Origin of the sequence: Phaeodactylibacter sp. (assembly GCF_040219495.1) — a bacterium.
GTDB lineage: Bacteria > Bacteroidota > Bacteroidia > Chitinophagales > Saprospiraceae > Phaeodactylibacter.
This window is the reverse complement of sequence record NZ_JAVJSK010000155.1, coordinates 85,527-106,129: the sequence shown is the minus strand read 5'-3', so window position 1 is coordinate 106,129 and position 20,603 is coordinate 85,527. Positions and strand designations below refer to the sequence as shown.

The 20,603-nt window shown below is 53.2% G+C and carries 14 protein-coding genes; 3 read left to right on the top strand and 11 right to left on the bottom strand.

Annotated features, from left to right (window positions below):
- Positions 1-367: 367 nt before the first annotated feature.
- Positions 368-1,099 carry a hypothetical protein gene (locus tag RIC19_RS24710; protein ID WP_350181067.1) on the top strand — a complete coding sequence of 244 codons (732 nt, stop codon included), beginning with the start codon at positions 368-370 and terminating at the stop codon, positions 1,097-1,099.
- Between the two features lie 200 nt (positions 1,100-1,299).
- Positions 1,300-4,485: a WD40/YVTN/BNR-like repeat-containing protein gene (locus RIC19_RS24705; protein WP_350181066.1), complete on the top strand. Its 3,186-nt coding sequence runs from the start codon at positions 1,300-1,302 to the stop codon at positions 4,483-4,485.
- Positions 4,486-4,573: 88 nt separating this feature from the next.
- Here RIC19_RS24705 and RIC19_RS24700 read toward each other — a convergent pair whose 3' ends face one another.
- On the bottom strand, positions 4,574-5,686 hold the full coding sequence (locus tag RIC19_RS24700; RefSeq protein WP_350181065.1) for a PLP-dependent cysteine synthase family protein: 1,113 nt from the start codon (positions 5,684-5,686) through the stop codon (positions 4,574-4,576).
- 490 nt (positions 5,687-6,176) lie between these two features.
- Here RIC19_RS24700 and RIC19_RS24695 point away from each other — a divergent pair, with 490 nt between their 5' ends.
- Positions 6,177-6,605, top strand: a complete 429-nt coding sequence (locus RIC19_RS24695) for an NUDIX domain-containing protein (protein ID WP_350181064.1) — start codon at positions 6,177-6,179, stop codon at positions 6,603-6,605.
- Positions 6,606-6,754: 149 nt separating this feature from the next.
- On the opposite strand, the gene RIC19_RS24690 is transcribed toward RIC19_RS24695, so the two are convergent.
- From RIC19_RS24690 to RIC19_RS24645, 10 genes are all read right to left on the bottom strand, one after another.
- Positions 6,755-7,546, bottom strand: a complete 792-nt coding sequence (locus RIC19_RS24690; protein ID WP_350181063.1) for an OmpA/MotB family protein — start codon at positions 7,544-7,546, stop codon at positions 6,755-6,757.
- Between the two features lie 122 nt (positions 7,547-7,668).
- Positions 7,669-8,157 carry a hypothetical protein gene (locus RIC19_RS24685; protein WP_350181062.1) on the bottom strand — a complete coding sequence of 163 codons (489 nt, stop codon included), beginning with the start codon at positions 8,155-8,157 and terminating at the stop codon, positions 7,669-7,671.
- A 42-nt stretch (positions 8,158-8,199) separates the two neighbouring features.
- Entirely contained in the window at positions 8,200-9,168 is a 969-nt protein-coding gene (locus RIC19_RS24680) for a Gfo/Idh/MocA family protein (protein WP_350181061.1), read from the bottom strand.
- Between the two features lie 18 nt (positions 9,169-9,186).
- On the bottom strand, positions 9,187-9,768 hold the full coding sequence (locus RIC19_RS24675) for an acyltransferase (RefSeq protein ID WP_350181060.1): 582 nt from the start codon (positions 9,766-9,768) through the stop codon (positions 9,187-9,189).
- 47 nt (positions 9,769-9,815) lie between these two features.
- Positions 9,816-10,865, bottom strand: coding sequence for a PorP/SprF family type IX secretion system membrane protein (locus RIC19_RS24670; protein WP_350181059.1), 1,050 nt, complete (start codon positions 10,863-10,865; stop codon positions 9,816-9,818).
- Between the two features lie 43 nt (positions 10,866-10,908).
- Positions 10,909-16,437, bottom strand: coding sequence for a proprotein convertase P-domain-containing protein (locus RIC19_RS24665; protein ID WP_350181058.1), 5,529 nt, complete (start codon positions 16,435-16,437; stop codon positions 10,909-10,911).
- A gap of 723 nt (positions 16,438-17,160) precedes the next feature.
- Positions 17,161-17,664, bottom strand: a complete 504-nt coding sequence (locus RIC19_RS24660; protein WP_350181057.1) for a hypothetical protein — start codon at positions 17,662-17,664, stop codon at positions 17,161-17,163.
- A complete protein-coding gene (locus tag RIC19_RS24655) occupies positions 17,639-17,848 on the bottom strand; it encodes a hypothetical protein (RefSeq protein WP_350181056.1) in 210 nt (69 codons plus the stop codon). The genes RIC19_RS24660 and RIC19_RS24655 overlap by 26 nt, the downstream gene beginning before the upstream one ends.
- Positions 17,830-18,567: an RluA family pseudouridine synthase gene (locus RIC19_RS24650; RefSeq protein WP_350181055.1), complete on the bottom strand. Its 738-nt coding sequence runs from the start codon at positions 18,565-18,567 to the stop codon at positions 17,830-17,832. The genes RIC19_RS24655 and RIC19_RS24650 overlap by 19 nt, the downstream gene beginning before the upstream one ends.
- 40 nt (positions 18,568-18,607) lie before the next feature.
- On the bottom strand, positions 18,608-20,602 hold the full coding sequence (locus tag RIC19_RS24645; RefSeq protein ID WP_350181054.1) for a bifunctional riboflavin kinase/FAD synthetase: 1,995 nt from the start codon (positions 20,600-20,602) through the stop codon (positions 18,608-18,610).
- Position 20,603: the final 1 nt, after the last annotated feature.

Sequence of the window (20,603 nt, the reverse complement as noted above, 5' to 3'; positions counted from 1 at the left end):
TTGCCAAGGTACGGATTTTGGAGAAATTGGGGCGCTACTTCCGCTTCCCTTCCCACCATTCAAAATTGAAAGGCCTCCTGTATCGATATTTTACTTGAGTTCATCTATTCCCGTGGCCCCGTTCTAATTATCGGTCTATATTTGCAATAGACTTGATGCGTCGGGTCAGTGTAGTGGGAAAAATGAGCTATTTTCAACCACGCGAAGGCTTTTTTTCGGAGCTTAGCCCGAGCTAAGTGACTGAAAAAAAGCATAGTGTGGGAAGGAAAGAGCCATTTTAACCCTGCAATGATCCCCGACGCATCAAGTCTAATTAATTAATCATCTTTTCGTGGCAGCAGTGCCTGCGGAACATACCAATTGAGACATGAAGAATATTTTCACCCTTTTAGCCTTTTGTTTTGTATTTATTGGCCAGGCTGTCGCTCAGGATGTGCCTTCTCCCCGCGAAATCGGGGATGCCTTCGTGGAAGCCACGGGCGGTGTTGATGCCTGGAAGGCCATCGAAGCTACCCAATACAAGGGTAAAGCCAGTATGCAGGGCATGGAGTTCCCTATGATAATGACGACCGCAAAAGGGGACAAATCCTATTTGGAAGTAGACGTTCAGGGCCAGAAGATGGTTCAGGCATTTGACGGGGAAACCGCTTGGCAGGTAATGCCTTTCCAGGGGATCACGAAGCCCACCGAAATGTCGCCCGAAGAATCTAAGCAGGCCAAAGACCAGAAGTTCCTGTCCGAGTTTATTGACTCCGAGGAGCGCGGCTTTAAGCTCGAAGCTGTGGAAGGCAAAGAAATCGAGGGGACACCAACCTACGGGGTCCGGGTATCGAATGAGGAAGGTTTAAACCACATCTACTACTTTGACCAGGAATACATGATTCCCATCATGATGGCCTCGCCAATCAAAGACGGTCCTCAGAAAGGTGCCATGATGGAAACTTATATGAGTGATTACCAAGAGGTGGAAGACGTAATGATGCCTATGTTCCTGGACGTGAAATTCAACGGGCAGAGCATCCAGAAAGTCACCATCACAGAGGTGATTATCAACCCTGAAGTTGACCAGGCAATGTTCTCTATGCCCGAGGAGAAATAGTTTTTCAGAGCATCTGCTCTTGGGGGAAGGACGGACGGAGTGTTGGCTTCAGCCCTATTGCTGGTCTGTTCTCCCCTTCTTTTTTTGGACACTTTTCTAAGCAATTTTGCCGCAGAACGTAAGTGCCATGCACACTGGTCTGACCAGGCCACAAGCCGGTAGGTCTCGTCTCCTGGTAAGCCCTTTATCTTTCAAAAGTTATGAAGTATACCCTGACTGCGCTGCTCCTAGGCTGCCTGAGTTTACTGTCCGCCCAGGAAGAATTTAGCACTACAACCGCCTTGTTCGGAGACTTGCGGGCACGCCAAATTGGCCCTGCGGTGATGAGTGGCCGTGTAAGCTGCCTGGCGGTAAATCCTCAGGACCCCACTAATATTTTCGTTGGCGCCGCCGGTGGCGGTGTGTGGCGGACCACCTCTGGCAGTGGCGTTTTTACTCCCGTTTTCGATGATCACACCCAGAGTATTGGAGATATCGCCATCGCGCCTTCTGATCCACAAGTGGTCTACATTGGAACCGGAGAGCCCTGGCCCCGGAACAGCGTCAGTGTGGGCACCGGCGTCTATAAAAGTACTAACGGAGGCATCAAATGGACATCCGTGGGGCTCGAAAATACCGAGCGCATTGCCGATGTCCTGGTACACCCCAAAGACGCCAGGGTCGTCTACGTAGCCGCACTCGGCCACCTCTGGGACAGCAACGAAGAACGTGGCGTCTATAAATCAACCGACGGTGGAGAAAGCTGGGAACGCATTCTTTACATCGACGAAGATACCGGCGCGGCCAGTCTAAGTATGGACCCCAACAACCCGGACGTACTTTTTGCCGCTATGTGGAGCCACCGGCGTCAGCCATGGACCTTCGATTCCGGGCTGCATGGGGCGTCCGGATTGTTCAAAACCACCGACGGCGGCGTCAACTGGGAAAAGCTGACCAACGGGCTGCCCAACGAAAAACTTGGCCGGATCGGCGTGACGGTTGCTCCCGGCAACGGACAGGTCGTCTATGCCAGTGTAGAAACCGGTACCGAGGAAACCAAAGGCATGTACCGCAGTGCCGATGGTGGTGCAAGCTGGGAGATGACAGGACTGAACTGGAACACTTCTATTCGGCCCTTCTATTTTAGTAAGATCTCCATTGCCCCCTCCAACGACAGCATCGTGGCCAAGTGCGGCTTGAATGGTATCATCAGCGAAAATGCTGGTAAAACCTGGCGAAGTTTTGACAACGCTGTCCACTCCGACTTTCATGACATCTGGTTCAACCCGGATAACAGCAAGCATATCATTGTCGCTACGGACGGGGGCGTCTACGAAAGCCTGGACCGCGGCTACACCTTTAAGATGTGGATGAACCTGCCGCTCTCCCAGTTCTACCATGTCAGTGTGGACCATGCGAAGCCTTACCGGGTGTACGGCGGTTTGCAGGATAATGGCTCCTGGTTTGGCCCCAGTCGTTCCGGTGGGGGCATCACAAACTCTGATTGGAAGAAAACCTTTGGTGGAGACGGCTTTTACAGCTTCCGTCACCCGGAAAAGGAACATATTGTATTCAGTGAATACCAGGGTGGAAAGCTGGTCCGGTTTGACGAACGCACCGGCCGGGCGAAGGCCATTCCTCCCTACGCTACCGCCGGGGAAGATCCGCTCCGTTTCAACTGGAATGCTCCGCTGCTCATCAGTAAAGATGGCAAACGCTTGTACTTCGCCGCTCAGTACCTTTACCGCAGTACCGACGACGGTGACAGCTGGGAACGCATCAGCCCCGACCTGACTACCAACGATCCGGAAAAGCAAAAACAATACCTGAGCGGTGGGCTCAGTATCGACAATTCAACCGCGGAGAACCACACGACTATTTACACCGTTGCGGAGAGCCCCCTGAATAAGGAGGTTGTCTGGGTCGGTACCGACGACGGCAACCTTCAGCTTACCAAAGACGGGGGGCAATCATGGACCCTGCTTAACGCCAACCTTCCCAACCTGCCAGCGAATACCTGGGTCACTTTCGTGGAACCCAGCCCCCATGACCCGAATACCGCTTTCGTTACCTTCGACGGCCACCGAACCGGAGACATGACGCCCTATCTTTATGTCACCCGGGATGGAGGTAAGACCTGGAGTGCTCTGTGCGACGACAACGTCAGTGGTTACGCCCTGAGTGTCCGCCAGGATCTGGTCAATGAGAACCTGCTCTTTCTGGGGACTGAGTTTGGGCTCTACATCAGCCTGGACGCCGGTACCAGCTGGGCACCCTTCCGTAATAATCTACCTAGAGTTGGCATTCGGGACATGGTCATTCAGGAACGGGAAGCGGATCTGGTAATGGCTACCCACGGACGGGGGATTATCATCCTCGACGACTTGGAGGCATTGCGTCAACTTACTCCGGAAATAACGGCCAATAAGTTCGTTTTCCTGGAAACAAAGCCCGCCTACCTCGGCAATGGCACCGCATTGGGCACCGGAGACTTCGGTGGAAGTGGCACTTTTGTGGGCCCTAACCCCAGCACAGCAGCCAGAGTGATGTACTATAATCAGCGCCGCCACATGTTCGGCAAAATGTACGTCGAAATCTGGAAAGATGGCGAACTGCTCCGCACGCTACCAGCTGGTAAAGGAGCGGGCCTCAATGTGGTGAGCCTGCCCACGACCATCGAAAAACCCAAGGCTGCCCCGAGCGACAACCGCATGGCGCTATTTGGCACCCTTTCCGGCCCCAGTCTTCCGGCGGGTACCTATCAGGTTAAGCTGATCAAGGGTAAGACGACTTACGAAACGGAGTTTGAACTCACTACGGAAGAAGAGGATATCTACACCGTGGAGAAACGGGCGGCACAGCGGGAGTTGCTCATGCAGGTCTATAATGACACCGAGGAACTTGCTTATATCTATCATGTGTTGGCTAAATTAAAAGAGGCCACCAAAAACATGGAGCTCCGCAAGAAAAAGTTGCAGGAACTCGCCAAGACAATCAATACGGCAGTTGGAGCAGAAATGAACCGTCTTGTATTTCTGGGGGGCGATGGCTACGTCAATGAGGGCAGCCGTCTGAGAGAAGAAATGGGCACCCTTTATTTCGACATCAGTTCCTATCCCGGCGAACCTTCCGAAAGCCAACGTAAGGAAGCCAATCGAATCCACGAAGCAATGGTCAGAACGCGGGCGTCATTCGACGCGATGCTCTCTGGCCCGGTGGCGGAACTGAACGCCAAACTGGATGAAGATCAGAAAATCAGTTGGGAAACTCAGGCCGAATTCCTCGCCGCTGAAAGTGGAGGGTCAGATGCCGGGCAGCAGCGGCAGCGCTGGACGGAAAGTACCCTTTGGAAGGATGCGCTCAATAACCCTATTGGATTGTACTGGATCAAGAGCCTGATGCCGTAAGCCGGGCCATTCTACCAACGGAAAGCGCGGAGCAGCCATTGGCTGCTCCGCGCTTTGTTATTCCAGAGGGGGAGAAAGCTGGAAGATGCTAGCTCATGGCCTTCAGCGTTTGCCGGAGGTAACGCTTGTACTTGATGCGGTAGACCCGGTAAATTTTGCGGTAGCGGGTGTAAGAGTCCTCATGCTCCATAGCCGGATGCGGCTGCTCACCGTTGACCATCGGCTGTTGCAGGAAGCCTTGCTGCTTCATCCATTCATCGTTGTAGATCTTGCCAAGGTAGCGGGTGCCGTGGTCAGGGAAGAGGGCAACAACCACATCCGTTGGCTTGAGCTGCCCTTTGAGGCGAAAGACCGCCTGCATTGCTGAGCCACTGGAATAGCCTACCAACAGACCCTCCTGACGCGCCAGCTGACGGGCCCGGTGAGCGCTGCTGCGGTCAGTAACCTTAATGAAGTCGTCGATCAGATCGAAGGCAACGTTGCCGGGAATGATGGTCTTGCCCAGGCCCTCCACTTTGTATGGGTAAATCTCACTTTGGTCGAATTCGCCGGTTTCCCAGTATTTTTTGAGTACGGAGCCGTATGCATCAACCGCGATGATCCTGATGTCCGGATTTTTTTCCTTCAGAAATCGGGCGGTACCTGATAACGTACCACCGGTGCCGGCACAGCATACGTAGTGGGTGATTTTGCCTTCGGTCTGCTCCCATATCTCCGGCCCGGTGGAAGCGTAGTGGGCCTGGGAATTATTGAGGTTGAAGTTTTGGGCCAGGTAGTAAGCACCAGGGATGTCCTCAGATAGCTGCTTGGCACGGGAATAATAGGAGCGGGGATCTTCCGGGGCGGCATCCGCCGGGCAGACGATGACCTCGGCACCCATAGCTTTCAGTAGGGATAGTTTTTCCTGAGAAGCCTTGCTTGAGACAGTCAGGACGCAGCGGTAGCCTTTCAGGCTGCAAATCATAGCCAGGCTGTAGCCGGTATTGCCGGAAGTCGCTTCGACTATGGTATCCCCGGGCTGTATTAGCCCATTGAGTTCGGCTTGTTCCACCATAAATAAAGCTGTACGGTCTTTTGCCGATTGGCCGGGATTGTAAGCTTCAACTTTTCCGTAAACGGTTGCCGGGAGGCTTTTCGCAATCCGGCTGAGGTGGATAAGTGGCGTATTGCCGATAGTTGCCAGTACGTTCTCGTATCGCATATAAGCTTGCTTTTTGCTCACGATAGGCTGCACTTTCGTACAGCGTATTTGATGTTTTATAGGCGTGGCTAACCAGGTTTTACGCCCGGAGAACCAATAACAGATTTGCAGTCCCGATACGATTGTATCACAAAGGTAATAAATTTTTCGCCGCTGAAAAGAGGCTGTTTCTAATTATTCCCCTGCCGGATGACTATTTTAGAGCAGGTTGGGATTTGGGTCTTCTAGTTGAAAACTAGCAGTTTTTGGGTTAGAAGAGGCATGGAAACCCGAGTTTTAGCCTTAACTACGAAGAGCAGAACGAAGTTTGGCAAGGGCAGCTCAAAGTGTAAAACCCCAACAAGCTCTAACTTGCTCGGGCTGGAAAAAAGTCAACAAACTCAAAGAGAAGCCGTTTTTGGCGTATCTTACTGTCTGATTATGATCGAATGGGACCTTTTTGCAGTGGATATCCTGTTACCTGGACGCAATCGAAATACCTATTATCTCTATGGCAGACGCACAGATTTCCTTTAAAGCCAGATTGATTCTTTACCACCGGGGGCGGATTTTGCTCCTCAAACAGACCAAACCAAACGGCGGCAACTACACCCTGGTAGGTGGTACGGTAGAGTCACGTGAGTTCGCCCGTCAGGCTTTGATCAGGGAAAGCTTTGAGGAAGCCGGTATTATCCTCAGGGAGGAAGACCTGGAGCTGGCCCACCTACTGCACAAGGTGAACGGAAATGAGCACCGTATTGTCCTCTATTTCAAAGCTTATCGCTGGGAAGGAGAGCTCAAGGCCAAGGAGACCCACAAATTCAAGGAGGCGGAGTGGTTCTATCTGGAGGACCTGCCTAAAAACCTGACCTCGACGGTACGCCATGTCATGGAAGCGTACCGTCATGGCCAGTTGTATTCGGAGTATTTGAAAAAATAGGCATTAAGAGCGTGTTGGGACTTTAGTAATCGGTCTGTCCCAGTGCACCGGGACACTTTCCTGCCTACCTGGCAAACCCGTTTGGCAGGCAGGTCGTCTAATCAAAAAATGGTTGGGTTTCGACTAGAAGATAAAAGTCCCAACACGCTCTAATTGGCGACAACCGGCGGCTCTAAAAGCTGGAAGAACTGGTCGAGGCGCGGCATGATGACAATTTCGGTACGGCGGTTGAGGCTGCGCCCCGCTTCGGTATCGTTATCCGCTTTGGGCAGTTTGTCTGCCCGCCCGGCTGCAATCATGCGCGTGGGGTCTACGTAGTGTTCTTCTTCCAATGCCCGTACCACAGCAGTAGCTCTTTTCACGCTCAGGTCCCAGTTGTCTTTGACGCAGCTGTTGGCAATCGGCACATTATCGGTATGCCCTTCCACCATAAGGTTGAGGTCTCTGTGGTCACTAACCACCATCGCTACTTTAGCGAGCACCTCGTTGGCTTGCTTCGTAATCTTTGAGCTGCCTGAGCCGAACAGGAGCTGGTCGGAAATGGAGATATGCACCACACCGCCCCGGACTTCTACCTTCACATCCTCATCGTTGAGGTCAGAAAGGGACCGCTTCAGGTTGAGTACGAGCGCCAGATTGAGAGAATCTTTTTGCTGCATTTTCGTCGTCAGGTCCTCAATAAACTGGTACTGCTGGTTGATGTTCTCCAGGGATTCCCGGATGCTGGTAGCGCCCTCCTTGCTCACAATGGACAAGTCAGACATACGGTCGAGCAGGCTGGAGTTGGTGAACTGCAGGTTGTCTACCTGGTCTTCAAGCTGTTGGATTTGCTTGTCTTTTTCCTTGACCTGCTGCTCCAGGCTTTCCACTTTACTTTTATTACAAGCCGAAAAGGTAAAACTGGTGAGGAGGAGTAAGGCGAAGAGGGTTGTTTGTTTCATCCTGTTTTAGCATTAATTGAAGTTGGGGAAAGAACTGTTTTTACCTTCCGTTTAGTATGTCAATGCCGAATAGTTCGCTGGCCAATGTCCTGATGATCGGTTTTCTCAAAGCATCAGCCGGGTTATTCTGTAGCGGAACTGACCTTACGGTGCACGCCCAGATAGTCATCGTCTGCTTCTCCGTCTCCGTCCCAGTCCAGCTGTGCTTTCAGGGTGATCAAGCCGTTCTCAATGACGGCTTCGTAGTGGTAAGTGGCATTGGGCTCTACCATCATCAGGGTGTCGCCAAAAATATTCCACATGCCCCGGGTAGTGCTCAAAATGGTATCGGTCATACTGGTGAAGACCTGATCGTATTTATTATCGGTCTTATAATAGGTTCTGACCGGCTTGACGCCCAGGCGTTGGACCCACTCTTCTTCCCGTACCTCAAATACATAGGAGGTATCGGTACCGTCTACCGTATTAATATCTACACGCAGCGATACAGACTCCCAGGTGCCGGGCAGGGCTGTTTCCAAATCTTCCGTCTCTGTTTCTGAACCGGACTTGGGCTCTCCCGCACAGCCAATGAGGAAAGCCAGCGCAACAAAAAAAGGTAGTTTGTTCATGATGCTTCAGTTGGTGATGGCGCAAAAATAGCAAACCTCAGCTTACCGTTGGAATGGATGAGGGGCGAGTGTCAGTTTTGCTAAAGGGTGGTAATCGCCTGTCAGGCCTGCGGGCTGCTGATGCCGGATATCGTGCACGATTTCAATGGCCGGGCGGGCCGATTGCAGGGGGAATCCCTTCCCATCGAGTACCGCCTGATAGCTTTGGGTGTGCAAGTCAGTAAATCCTCCGCTGAACTCAAAGTCCTCCCCTTCGATGGTCAGGGCGCGGAAGGTACGCCCGCCGGTAGCTTTCACTTCTTCGGGCAGGGTATCGGCATTAATGCTGAGAAACCAGCGCACCCTGGCGCTTTCGAACTCCAGAAAGCCCGCCGCCCGGTCATGGGTATGAATGTGGACCGTATTTTGCTGTACCGCCCCGAAAATCCACTGGAGCATATCGTAAAAGTGGACACCAATGTTCGTCGCGATCCCGCCTGATTTATCTTCCGCGCCTTTCCAGCTGGCGTAATACCAATGGCCCCGTGCCGTAATGTAGGTCAGGTCTACATCGTATTTGGTGTCTGCTGGGGCTGCTCTTACGCGTTGGCGTAGTGCCTGCACATTGGGATGGAGCCGTAGCTGAAGGATGTTGAAGACCGACTGCCCGGTTTCAGCGGCAATTTCTTCCAGCGCATCGAGATTCCAGGGGTTGAGGACGAGCGGCTTTTCGCAAATTACGTCCATTCCGTGCCGCAGTCCGAAGCGGATATGGGCATCGTGCAGGTAATTGGGCGAGCAGACACTGAGGTAGTGCAGAGGAGTACCTTCCCGCTTGGTCTTTTCCAGATGCCGGTCAAAACGCTCGTACTCCACAAAAAAAGCTGCTTCCGGGAAATACGAGTCGATAATACCAACGGAATCATTATTGTCGAGGGCAGCAATGAGATGGTTGCCGGTATCCTGTATGGCCTTCATATGGCGGGGCGCAACATAGCCTGCCGCTCCGATGAGCGCAAAATTGTACGTCATAATGGTGTGGAGATTGAGTTAGGGAAGGGGGCGGACGCCGGTTTCAGATTTTACGTATCGGATTCCGGTGGCGGGGCAGATGGCCTCTTTTTGTGCTCCGAAATGAAGGCGTTCGCCCTGTGCACTCATCCATCCAATCTGCCGGGCAGGCACACCTGCTACCAATGCGTAGGCAGGCACATCCCGGGTTACGACTGCCCCGGCTGCAACGAAGGCGTATTCACCGATGGTATGCCCGCACAGCAAGGTGGCATTCGCACCAATCGAAGCGCCTCTGCGGATGAGGGTCTGCCGGTATTCTGACTTGCGTTCTACCGCAGACCTCGGGTTGATAACGTTCGTGAATACCATAGACGGGCCAAGAAAGACCTCGTCCTCACAGATGACCCCTTCGTACAGGGAAACGTTATTCTGGATTTTGACGCGGTTGCCGACTTGCACCCCTGAAGCCACGAACACATTTTGCCCAAGGCTGCAACCTTCACCGATGATGGCACCGGGCATAAGGTGGCAAAAATGCCAGACCTTGGTCCCTTTGCCGATTTGTGCACCATCGTCTATCCAGGCAGACGAATGAACATAGTAATCCTTGTTTTCCATAGATCCACTTCGTTACAAGGATCAAAAGTAAGAGAATGCCCCGTTAATTAAAACTTCGGGCAGGTGACATTCGTGCGCCAGCGTGCCGGCTGGGTATAAATAAAGCTGACCTCAAAGGCCCCTCTGGAGTTGTTGGCGGTAGCCAGTACCGACGTAGTGATGTCATAGCTCAGCCCAATGTTCCAACGCTCCATTTCGAGTACCGTTGTCGCGACGATGGCATCCATGCCCATACCGTCGTCGAGTTGATTGGAAAAGTGCGCCCAGCCACCGGCCCGGATCGCCACTTCCCGCCAGTCGCGGTTGGTATAGCGGAAGTTAGCGCCCGTCATGATGCTGAGGTGTGGGCCCTGACTCATCACTGCTGCTGCCGGGAGCAGGCTCAGCCCGGTGGCCAGTGGGAATTCTCCGCCCAAGTGGCCTACAAAACGCATATCCAGCGCAGATTCACTGGCTTCCAGGAAGGAAATGTCTGGCTCATTGAGGTGCATGATGGAGCCGCCCACATAGAAGCTTTTGTTGTCCTCAAACGTGATGAACCACAGCAGGCCCGCGTTGAAGTCGAGGAATAAATCAGTGCTCATTTCATCACCAAAGCCCTCCCCGTTGTCTGCGCCCATATCAATAGACCCGTTGGAAGCATTGAACTGCTCCGAAAACCACAGTCGCTGCCAATTGAGGCCGTGCTGCCCAAACCCGACCTGTGCACCAGCCACAAGGTATTGAGTGTAGGACCGATAGCCGGAACCACCGAGCTGTTTCAGAAAAGAGCCGCCAATATTGGCTTTCGTACGGTTGAAATTGGCAAGCCCTACCTCATCGCGCATAGCGCTGATGCCCAGACCGAAGAAGTCGCCGTTTTGTACCCGGAAGCGCATGTCAAAACTAGCCGCAAGGGTGCGGTAAGGGTTGTTGTCGAGAATCGCAGGGTAGAGGTCCCGGTAATTGGCCACAAAGCGGCTACGCCCTTCAAAGACGCCGATCATGGCCGGGTTCATTTCCAGCGGTGCTGCATAAAACTGGGACAATCTGGGGTCTTGTGCCTGAAGTGCAGCCACAGTGCCCAGAAACAATAGCATGGTGTAGATATAACGCATAGTCTGCTTTTTTCGGTTTGATCGTATTTTAAAGCCGGGGATGTTATCGGATTAAGGTAGTTTGCCCATCCAGGGCTTCTTCCCGTCCATCCGGATAAAGGACAATGACCTGCCAGATGTAGACACCTGGCATAAGCGGTTTGCCCCGGTAGTTGCCGTCCCAGCCGTTCGCTTCGGAATTGATCTCAAATTCACTGGTTTCGTGAACCAGCTCTCCCCATCGATCGTAAACCCGGAAGGTCTCTACTAAAGTGCCTTCCTGGCCATGCACAATGAGCCGGTCATTGGTGCCATCTCCATTAGGGGTAAAGCCCGTGGGCACTTCCACCACTCTGGGTTTATTGACATAAATGAGCACCTGATCGCTATCGCTGCAGCCCACAGAGTCCACACCAACGAGTTCGTACAGGATAGAAAACTCGGGGGTCGCAACCGGGTTGTAACAGCCCGTACAGCTGAGGGTGCCTTCGTAAGGGGGGATCCAGGTGAAACTGACATTGCCCTGGGCATTTTCGCTGGAGCCATAAAGCCGGATACTGTCTCCCAGAGTTATCGTGTAGCTTTCGCTGCCTGCATTGACTTTCAGTGCTGGTGGGTTGCTGATGGAAATGTTCTCGCTAGTTAGGCACCCGTTGCCATCACGGATATAAACCACATAATCCTCTGCTTCCAGCCCGATCAGCATACTCGATCCGGAAAAGAAGCTGTTATCAAGGCTGTAGCGATATGGCGGTGTACCTCCTGTGGCATTCACCTGAATGCTGCCGTTGGCTTCCCCAAAGCAATTCGGGTTTTCGGCAGCCAGGGCAGCCTGCAAGGGGGTGGGGGACCTGATACTGTCACTGGCCACCGTTTCGCAGCCATTAGCATCAGTTAAGGTGAGGGTGTAGTTGCCTGCACCCAGCCCGTTTACAATACTCGTGCTTTGCCCGTTCGACCAGTTGAAGGTGTAGCCCGGCGTGCCCCCCGTTGGTATAGCGGTAAGCGTGCCGTTCAGGTTGCCAAAGCAGTCCACATCTTCTCCTTCCAGATCGGCTTCCAGTTCCGTAGGCTCGGTGATCCGGAATTCTGCAATGCCTGCACATCCGTTCTGGTCGTTGACCGTAAGGGTGTAGGTGCCGGCAGGCAAGCCGGTTGCGGTTTCAGTAGTCTGGCCGTTGCTCCAGTTGTAAGTGAAAGGCGGTGCATCACCGGTCACGTTTACCGCTACGGCACTGCCATCTGCGCCTCCGGCGCAACTTACGCTGTCTGTGGAGACCTCTACTGTTATCGCCGGGGGCTCTGGCAGGAAGCGTTCGCGTATCCGCTCGCAGCCCTGTGCGTCAGTCACTGTCACCATATAAGTCTGCCCGCCCACCAGTCCGTCCGTAATCGGCCCGGTATCGCCCGTGCTCCAGGCAATGGTGTAGTCGTTGAAAACCTGTCCGCTGCCTCCGGAGATTTGGTTAATGCCCAGCCGCCCATCAACTTGCCCGTTGCAGGAAGGCGGATTGGTAATGATTAGGAAAGTGATTTCTTCGAGATCAACCGGGAGGATCGTGTCTACTGCCGTACAGCCACTGTTGTCGGTTACAGTTACAGTGTAGGAGACGGTGTCGAGCCCGGTAGCAGTAGCGGTAGCCTGCCCGTTGCTCCAGCTGTAGGTAAAGCCGCCTGTGCCGCCACTCCCTGTGGCCATTGCCTGGTTGCCTTGCTGCCCGAAGCAGCCTTGCTGGGTTTGGAGGACTTCCAGCATGACCGCATCTTCCGGTTCGTCCAGCTGAGTGGCTGATTCGAGTACACAGCCATTGGCATCGGTAATGGTGACTTGTACCTCACCGGCAGGCAGGCCGTCGGCGGTTGGGGTATCCTGTTGGTTGCTCCAGTTATAATTGTAAGGTGCTGTACCGCCTGCAGGCATAGCAGTGGCCGAGCCATCGGCACTGCCATTACAACTGGCATCCTGTACGTCAAAGCTGACACTGAGGGCGTCTGGCTCTGTGATCATGACTGATTGCTCTACCATACAGCTGTTCTCATCGGTCACCGTCACGGTATAGGATTGAGCACTGAGCAGGTCGGCGGTTGCGGTGATCTGCGACAAGGCATCGCTCCATTGATAGGTGTACGCTCCGGTGCCGCCACTTGCAGAGACGGTAGCCGTGCCATTCTCCGCCCCATTGCAAAGCGCCGGGGTAAAGGTAATGGAGTCAATCAGGAGGGCCGGAGGTGCCTCAATATCTGCACAGGCAATTTGTTCACAGCCATTACCATCGGTGATCGTTAGGCAGTAGTTGCCCGCTGCCACAGCGCTAATGTCAGTTGTTGTTGCGTTGTTGCTCCATTGGTAATCATAGGGTTGTACCCCGCCACTGACTACACTTTGCAGGGCACCGTCCGGGAGCCCGGCACAGCTCGCGGCCTGAGGGATCAGGTCTATGATGATGGAGTCCGGCTGGGTCAGGGTTATGGTGTCCAAAGCGGTACAGCCCAGGCTGTCGGTAACTGCCAGCGTATAGGTGCCTGCCATTAGGCTATTGGGGGTTGGGGTGTCGCCAATGCCTGCATCTCCCCAGTTATAACTGTAGCCACCATTGCCACCGTTCGCTGTAGCTGCAAGCGCACCTTGCTGCCCGCTGTGGCAGTCGATGGTTTCTGTGATTTGCAGGCTAACGGTAAGGGTGTCTGGCTCGTTGAGGCCAAACTGCAGGGTGTCGGCACAGCCATTGGTGTCCATAATAATTACTTCGTAATTGCCGGCGCTAAGCCCGGTAAAGGTAGGATCAGACTGTGGTGTGCCGCCATCAAGCTGGTAAGTGATGGGGGCTATTCCACCCTGATCAATGATCGTAGCGCTGCCATCGGAGGCTCCGAAGCAAGTGGGGTCTGTGAGGGCATCGGCAGTACCGCTGAGGGTACAAAGCGCGATGGAACAGACCGTTGTGCCTACTGCAACCTCGCAATCTAGCTGCGCTCCACCGGTAAATACCCGGACTTCAAAGGTGACATTATCGCTATTGCTGAGCCCGGTTAATTCATAAGTAGTGCCATTGATCGGGCCTTCCCAGTCGCCGGTGACCCCATTGATGGTAGCGCGGATTTCATACTGTGTGAAATCACCAACTGCGGTCCAGTCAAATTGCAGCACGCCCGGGCCACTAACGATGCAGCTGACCTGAGGGGCGGCAATATCAGAAACCACCCCAACCAGAACTGTATCCATAGCCATACAGCCGTAGCTGTCGTTCGTTTCAACGATATAGCTGCTGGTAGTGGCAGGCGTAGCCACCGGGGCGGGGCAATCGGTACAGGACAAGCCGGGACCTTCCCAGTCATAAGTCACCTCGTTGTTGTTGTTGAAAGTGATGGACCAGGAAGTGAATTCCCCTACATCAACAGGCGCGAAAGCATCGGAAGCCCGGAGTATCCAGTTACCGTTGATGGTACTGCCGGTCAGGTCTGCCCAGTTGCCTTCCGGGAGGTAATTGCCGGTGAATGGCCCGGTGCCGGTAGTAATAGAGGCCACTGCCGTTGGTGTGAAGCAGGTGTTGGTGTAGTTGTCAGAACCTCCTCCGTTACCGGTGCTGAGTTCCAGGGTTTGCCCGGACGGGGATTCAAGGAACAGGTTGATATCGCCGTTCCAGTTGGTTTCAATATTGACACAGACGGATTCGATTTGAGTGTTAGGATCGCTCAGTACCAATGGGTTGATACTGTTTACATTGACGACAGACTCGTAGGGGTTGTTATTGGGATAGTTGGCCGCTCCGAATGGGATTTGCGGGATTTGCTCAAAAGTGATCGGGACCATGCCCGCAAGGGAGGAGCTTGCATCAAGGGCCACGCTTTCACCTTCGCAAATGACGGTATCGGCCAGCTGATTACTAGCTACTCCGCAAGTGTAGCAGTCCGGGTGTGTGATGGGCAGGACATCAATAGTTACGGTGGTATCGAATGTACAGCCGAAGTCATTTTCTATACTGAAGGTGTAGCTGGCACTGCCGGCATTCTCGGACACCGCCGAGATAGAGTCCTGGCTGTAGAACGTCATATTGTCATTCTCAATCCAGCCCCAGTTGGTAATCACGGGCTGGAAGACCTCTAGGTTGGCAAACAAGCTGGGGTCAAAGTTCAGGCCCCACTGGAAGAGCCATCCGTTATCCTGGGTGAGGTTGTCCTGCACGCGGATGGTCCACTCTCCATTGAGCGGGCAGCCTTCGAGGCTGGCAAAGTCTTGTTGAGGTAGATAGCTTCCTTCCGGAAAGTAGGAATCCATATAAGAATAGGTCTGCCCGGTGTTTTGGCTTGGAACAGTAGTGTAAGAATACTGGTAATCTCCTGCTTCAGCGTTGAGAGAGCCATAATCTGTCCCGGTCATGCTGAAGCAGTATTGATAAGGCACGCCTGGCGTCAGGTCACTGGATTGGCTGTCTACCCCACCGGTAGCGAAAGGTTCGCCGAAGTTGGTGGAGCCAACGGATGATGTTCCATAGTCCAGGATGAAGACCGACTGCCCGTTTGGGCAAATCAACTCAATGTCGAGGTCACCTCCGTAAGAGTGCTCCATAATCAGGCAAACGCTGGACAGGAGATCAGAATTGGTCAGTGTGGAGCCTGGAGGGAATTGGTTCAGGCCCACCGAAGAGAAGTAGCTGGTGCCGTTACCGTCTGGAAGCAGTAGCGTGTCTGAGCGGCTACCCCCCTGCTGAAAGCTGCCTTCCACAGTGGAGGCGGACACATCCACACCACTAATCATGGTATCTATCAGGCCGGTCAGGCTGATGGTATCTCCCACACAGCCCGGTTCGAGGGCATCGCCAAAGTTGTATTCCGGGTAAGTGGATACGCGGACCCGCTGCGAAATGAAGTTGGTGCTGGTACAGCCTTCCGTATCCGTGATGGTGAGTTGTACCGTATAGCCGCCCGGCTCCGTATATTCGTGCGAAACATTAGGGCCTACAGCTTCGGACCCGTCCCCAAAATTCCAAACGAAGGTGGAGGAAAGGTCTGACTGCGGATAATCCAGGTTATTCTGGGGATAATTGCCCTGTCCCTGAAACTCCACGCGGTCGCCGGGGCAGATGTCGATGTAGCCGGTATCAGCCGGCACGATGGCAGGGTCCGAAAAGGCAATCGTGGACAGAATCGTCTGGCAGTCTTGTATACATTCAATATTGGCGCTCCAGCCGGCATCTTCTCCGGTCGCATCGGAGGTAAAGGTGATGGTCACGCACCCTGATGGGTTGGCAGCTGTGGCCTGAATGATGATACCGTTGCCGTAGGTGAGTTCGTTGGAGCAGGCCAGCAGGGGCGCAGCGGTGTCTTCCCCATCGTAGAAGCAGAGGAGGTCACCGGGCTGAATGTTTATGCCCGGAAAGTTAAGCTGAATATTTTCTCCTGCACCAGTGGGGCAAAATGTCATTTCAAGGTCCTCATTAGGGCCATATCCGTTCATATTACCTCCGGTATCCAGGAATAGCCCGTCACAGGAGTTGATTAGCGGGGACTCGCCCATGAGGTAATTCTGGGCTTGCCCGGCAACAGCAAAGACAAAAAATGCAATAAGTACGAGTAGGCGTTGATGCATGCTCATGAAGTGAGGATTTCAAATTGTTTTGAATTTAGGATTTCGGGCATGTTCTGTATGGCCCGGTGCTGACTTCCGTAAATTGGTGGGATAAGATAGATAGATTTTGCGGCTTGATGAAAAAGAGGTTTCGTTTTAAAGCTTGGTTTGCCGCTTGAAAATTGAGGTGGGTGCCCAACAAAAATAGCAATTTTAAATGGTCTGCAAAGCAGCTTTGGGTATTTTCTGGCGGGAATGCATCCGTCGGGGGGCGATTCTGCATGTTTTGGTGTTTTACGGATCGGTATGTAGAGGGCCGTTGCCCCAAATGAATAGTTCAGTGACAGCTCGGATGCAAAAATATTCTATTCTTCGGGCATATCCCCATCTAAAAGCGGTTAATTCTTTTTTTTGGCGACAAAAGTTGGGTAAAAGTGGCAGAATGCAAAGCGCTTTGCAATAATTAGGGTTTAGAGCTGTTTGGATTTTGCTTTTGGGAGCGTTCGCGCCAAAAGCCCAATAACCTCTTAGAGCATGTTTGGAGCGGTTTCGTCATGAAAATCAAGGATTTATGGTTCTGGCAAAGTCACTAAATTTGAGTTTAGGGGGCTAAATGAAAAATTTAGTGAGGAAGTCGGGTTCATAAAGCGTTGATTTGCAATAGCAACGAGCTCCAAACATGCTCTTAGGCTAGTGGCGTAGAGCAAGTATTCGCGCAGCGTTCTGAACGGCAGGTCAGTCAGGGGCTACTTAGAAAGACCAGCGGTTGTTGCGAGTCCATTCCTGTAGCAAGCGGGTTCTTTTGGTGGAAAGGGGGATACTCTTGCCATTCACTTTAATACGGAGGATGTCGTAAGGTAGGTATTTCTTGTTGTCCTGATTCCAGCGGTATTGCATCCAAATGCTGGCACGGTCATCAAATCCATCTCCATTATAGTCCTGACTGCCACCGTCTACGTGCAGGTAAACCAGATCGGCGGGTTGATTGCCGGACCGGGGCACACTGCGCTCGTAGTAACCAAACAGGCCCAGTACCTGCTCATAATCCGGACCGCGGCGCATGTAGATATGGCCACTGCAACCTCCGGACCCACAGTGGGAAGCGGATTCTATTTCGATGAATAAAAGATCAGGGTTTTGGCTGTTGCCAATCAGCGGGATGTACTCAATATTGCAATTGGAGCAGGGGGCACTTTCGTAGACCTCTCCGCTCCGGGAAGTCAGGGCATCACAAAGCCCCAGCTTGTTCGCCATTTCCAGGGCTGCCTTTTCTGGCTGAGCCCATCCCCAAAGAGGCAGTAGTAGCCCCATCCATATTTTCAAAACTGTTCTTAGAGGCATATTCGTCGTAGTAGAGCCTGTCGGCAGGTTGTGCTTCTGTAGAGCAAGCTACAAAAAAATGGCGTTTATCATACTGATCTATGGTGTTTTTCCCCATTTTCTGAGCTGATTTAACACAGCCCGCAGATCCTTGGGCAGTGGGGCTTCCAAAGTGAGCAGTTCCTGCGTGGTCGGATGCGTGAAGGAAAGCTGGCTTGAATGCAGCGCAATGCGGCTCAGCAGGGGGCGTTCTTCCTGGGTTTTGCCCAGCTGAAAGCCGCGGCGTTTGATCTCTGAAAGGTAGAGGTTTTCCCGCCGCCCATAAAAGGCATCAACAGCGAGTGGGTGCCCGATTGATGCAGCGTGTACCCGGATTTGGTGGGTACGCCCGGTTTCAATCTGAAACGACACCAGTGCAAATTGCCGGAACGCTTCAATGACTTTGAAATGGGTTACAGAGGGTTTGCCCTTTCTGACAACCATCATCTGCCCGGGTTTAGCCGGGTTTGGGCCAAGCGGCCGGTCGATGGTACCCTGGTCTTCTGAAGGGCAGCCATCCAAAATGGCTAGATAGGTTTTCTCTACGGTTCTTTCCTGGAATTGACTGGATAAGCTGCGGTGACTTTCCTCGTTGAGGGCAAAAACGAGGAGCCCGGAGGTTTCACGGTCGAGCCGGTGTACCGTCCAGACTTTGCCGAATGCCTGGTCTAGCTGTGTCTTCAGGTTGGGCTTCTCATCGGGTTTGAACCGGTCGGGAAGGGTGAGCAGCCCGGTAGGTTTGTTGACGACCAGCAGTTCGTCGTCCTGATAGATAATTTCCGGTTTATACTTTGGCATCGGACTTGGTTTTGGTTCTTCTTAGCACAACGCGTTGGGATTAAAGGTCTTTAAAGTAATGGCGGTTTTTAGCATAGAACGCCCACACGATGCTCTTTTTGTACCGCCCGGCAAGGTTGGGCTCCGGAGCAATGCTGACTTTGGCGACCCGGTCCTGATTGGCGCGGCGCTTTTGCCAGGTTTTTTTCCATTGCCCGAAGAAGGACCAGTGGGCGCGTACAATTGCCCCGATATGCTGGAACTTGCCCTGCGACAGGAACAAAAGCGCCGCTACGCCATCCAATACCAACCGGGCGGGCAGTATCCAGGCCAGGCGGCTCGTGGTCTCATTTTTTACCAGGGTGAACAGGCTGTTGCGAAAGTTAAGGAAAGCCTTACGTGGCGTATTGTAGGAGAGGGTGCCTCCGCCAACATGATAGACCACGGATCTCGGCCGGGCCATGATTTTGTAGCCGGCTCGTTTGATGCGCCAGCAAAGATCAATCTCTTCGGAGTGGGCAAAGTAGTCTCCGTCAAAGCCGCCAAGCTGCTTGAATAAGGAAGACCGAACCAGGAAGGCGGCTCCGGTTGCCCAGAAGACTTCCTGCAGCTCGTCGTACTGCCCTCTATCGGTTTCGGTAACTGAGAAAATACGCCCCCGGCAGAAAGGGTAGCCCAGGTTGTCGAGCCAGCCCCCGGCGGCACCTGCATACTCAAATTTTTCCCGTTCGTGGTACGCCAGGATCTTGGGCTGTACTGCTCCGACACTAGGGTCACGCTCCATGAGTTCCACCAGGGCGTCCAGCCATCCGGGCGTAACTTCCACATCGGAGTTGAGCAGAAGGAAGTAGGGGGCATCGACTTGCTCCAGGGCCTGATTGTAGCCTTCTGCAAAGCCGTAGTTGATTTTCAGGTCAATATGGCGCAGGTGAGGATAAGCCGCAGCCAGAAAAGCCAGGGAGTCGTCGGTAGAGCCATTATCAGCAATGACAACCTCAAAGCGCCCGTCAGTATGTTCCAGGACCTTGGGCAGGAAACGCTCCAGGTACCCTCTTCCATTGTAATTGAGGATGACGATAGCGACGCGGGGCGGCTCCGCTGCTTTTGCTTCCACGCTGCCCTCCAGCGATTTGATGATGGCCTGGGTCTCCTTTCTGTCCTGTGCCAACTGCATGCTCAACTGCTCCAGGTCTTCAAACGCCTGGTCGTCCCGGGTGCGGGCTACGAGCTCCAGGCGCAGCTTATCGCCATAGATATCTTTGTCAAAGTCAAAAAGGTTGACCTCAATGGTTTTGTTCTGGTATTCCTTAAGGGTAGGACGGTCGCCTATGTACAGCATGCCGCCGTACCGTTGCTCTTTATGGTAAGCGTAGACGGCATAGATGCCAGCCGGGGGCAGGAGTTTGTGGCGGTTGCCAAGGTCGAGATTGGCAGTGGGGAACCCCAGTTTTTTCCCGATTTTGTTGCCATGTACCACGGTGCCCGTGAGGAAAAAATAGTGCCCGAGCAACCGGTACGCCTGATCAACCGCCCCGGTTTCCAGGGCGCGCCGGATTTTAGTGGAGCTCACCGCAATATCCTCTACCTCATGCTTGCCAATCTCCTCTACTTCGTAACCGGACTGCTCCCCGTGCCACTTCAGGTAGTTAATATCTCCCTGCCGGTTGAGCCCGAAGCGGTGGTCATACCCAATGACGATGTAGCGGGGATGGAACTTTTCTACCAGAAATTTTTGGATGTATTCATCAGCGCTCTGTTGGGAAAACGCCACGGTAAAGGGCACTACCACGACGTTGTCAATACCGTAGCGGCGCATCAGGTCTACCTTCTCATCAATAGAGGTGATGAGCTGCAGGCTCTGGTCTTTGGGGTAGATTACCAGGCGGGGGTGGGGATGGAAAGTGATGACAATACTTTCTCCATCAGATTGCCGGGCGAGCCTTTTGACCCGGTCCAGGATTTGCTGATGCCCAAGGTGGACGCCGTCAAAGGAGCCGATGGTGACGACGGCATTTTGAAAATCCGGCAAAGCGTTCAGGTCATTTAAAACTCTCATT

Bases quoted from the DNA above. Each gene is read 5' to 3' on its own strand.
- RIC19_RS24695 (WP_350181064.1), top strand. From the start codon at position 6,177: ATGGCAGACGCACAGATTTCCTTTAAAGCCAGATTGATTCTTTACCAC.
- RIC19_RS24700 (WP_350181065.1), bottom strand. From the start codon at position 5,686: ATGCGATACGAGAACGTACTGGCAACTATCGGCAATACGCCACTTATC.
- RIC19_RS24650 (WP_350181055.1), bottom strand. From the start codon at position 18,567: ATGCCAAAGTATAAACCGGAAATTATCTATCAGGACGACGAACTGCTG.
- RIC19_RS24690 (WP_350181063.1), bottom strand. From the start codon at position 7,546: ATGAAACAAACAACCCTCTTCGCCTTACTCCTCCTCACCAGTTTTACC.
- RIC19_RS24665 (WP_350181058.1), bottom strand. From the start codon at position 16,437: ATGAGCATGCATCAACGCCTACTCGTACTTATTGCATTTTTTGTCTTT.
- RIC19_RS24670 (WP_350181059.1), bottom strand. From the start codon at position 10,865: ATGCGTTATATCTACACCATGCTATTGTTTCTGGGCACTGTGGCTGCA.
- RIC19_RS24685 (WP_350181062.1), bottom strand. From the start codon at position 8,157: ATGAACAAACTACCTTTTTTTGTTGCGCTGGCTTTCCTCATTGGCTGT.
- RIC19_RS24680 (WP_350181061.1), bottom strand. From the start codon at position 9,168: ATGACGTACAATTTTGCGCTCATCGGAGCGGCAGGCTATGTTGCGCCC.
- RIC19_RS24660 (WP_350181057.1), bottom strand. From the start codon at position 17,664: ATGGCGAACAAGCTGGGGCTTTGTGATGCCCTGACTTCCCGGAGCGGA.
- RIC19_RS24705 (WP_350181066.1), top strand. From the start codon at position 1,300: ATGAAGTATACCCTGACTGCGCTGCTCCTAGGCTGCCTGAGTTTACTG.
- RIC19_RS24675 (WP_350181060.1), bottom strand. From the start codon at position 9,768: ATGGAAAACAAGGATTACTATGTTCATTCGTCTGCCTGGATAGACGAT.
- RIC19_RS24645 (WP_350181054.1), bottom strand. From the start codon at position 20,602: ATGAGAGTTTTAAATGACCTGAACGCTTTGCCGGATTTTCAAAATGCC.
- RIC19_RS24655 (WP_350181056.1), bottom strand. From the start codon at position 17,848: ATGGGGAAAAACACCATAGATCAGTATGATAAACGCCATTTTTTTGTA.
- RIC19_RS24710 (WP_350181067.1), top strand. From the start codon at position 368: ATGAAGAATATTTTCACCCTTTTAGCCTTTTGTTTTGTATTTATTGGC.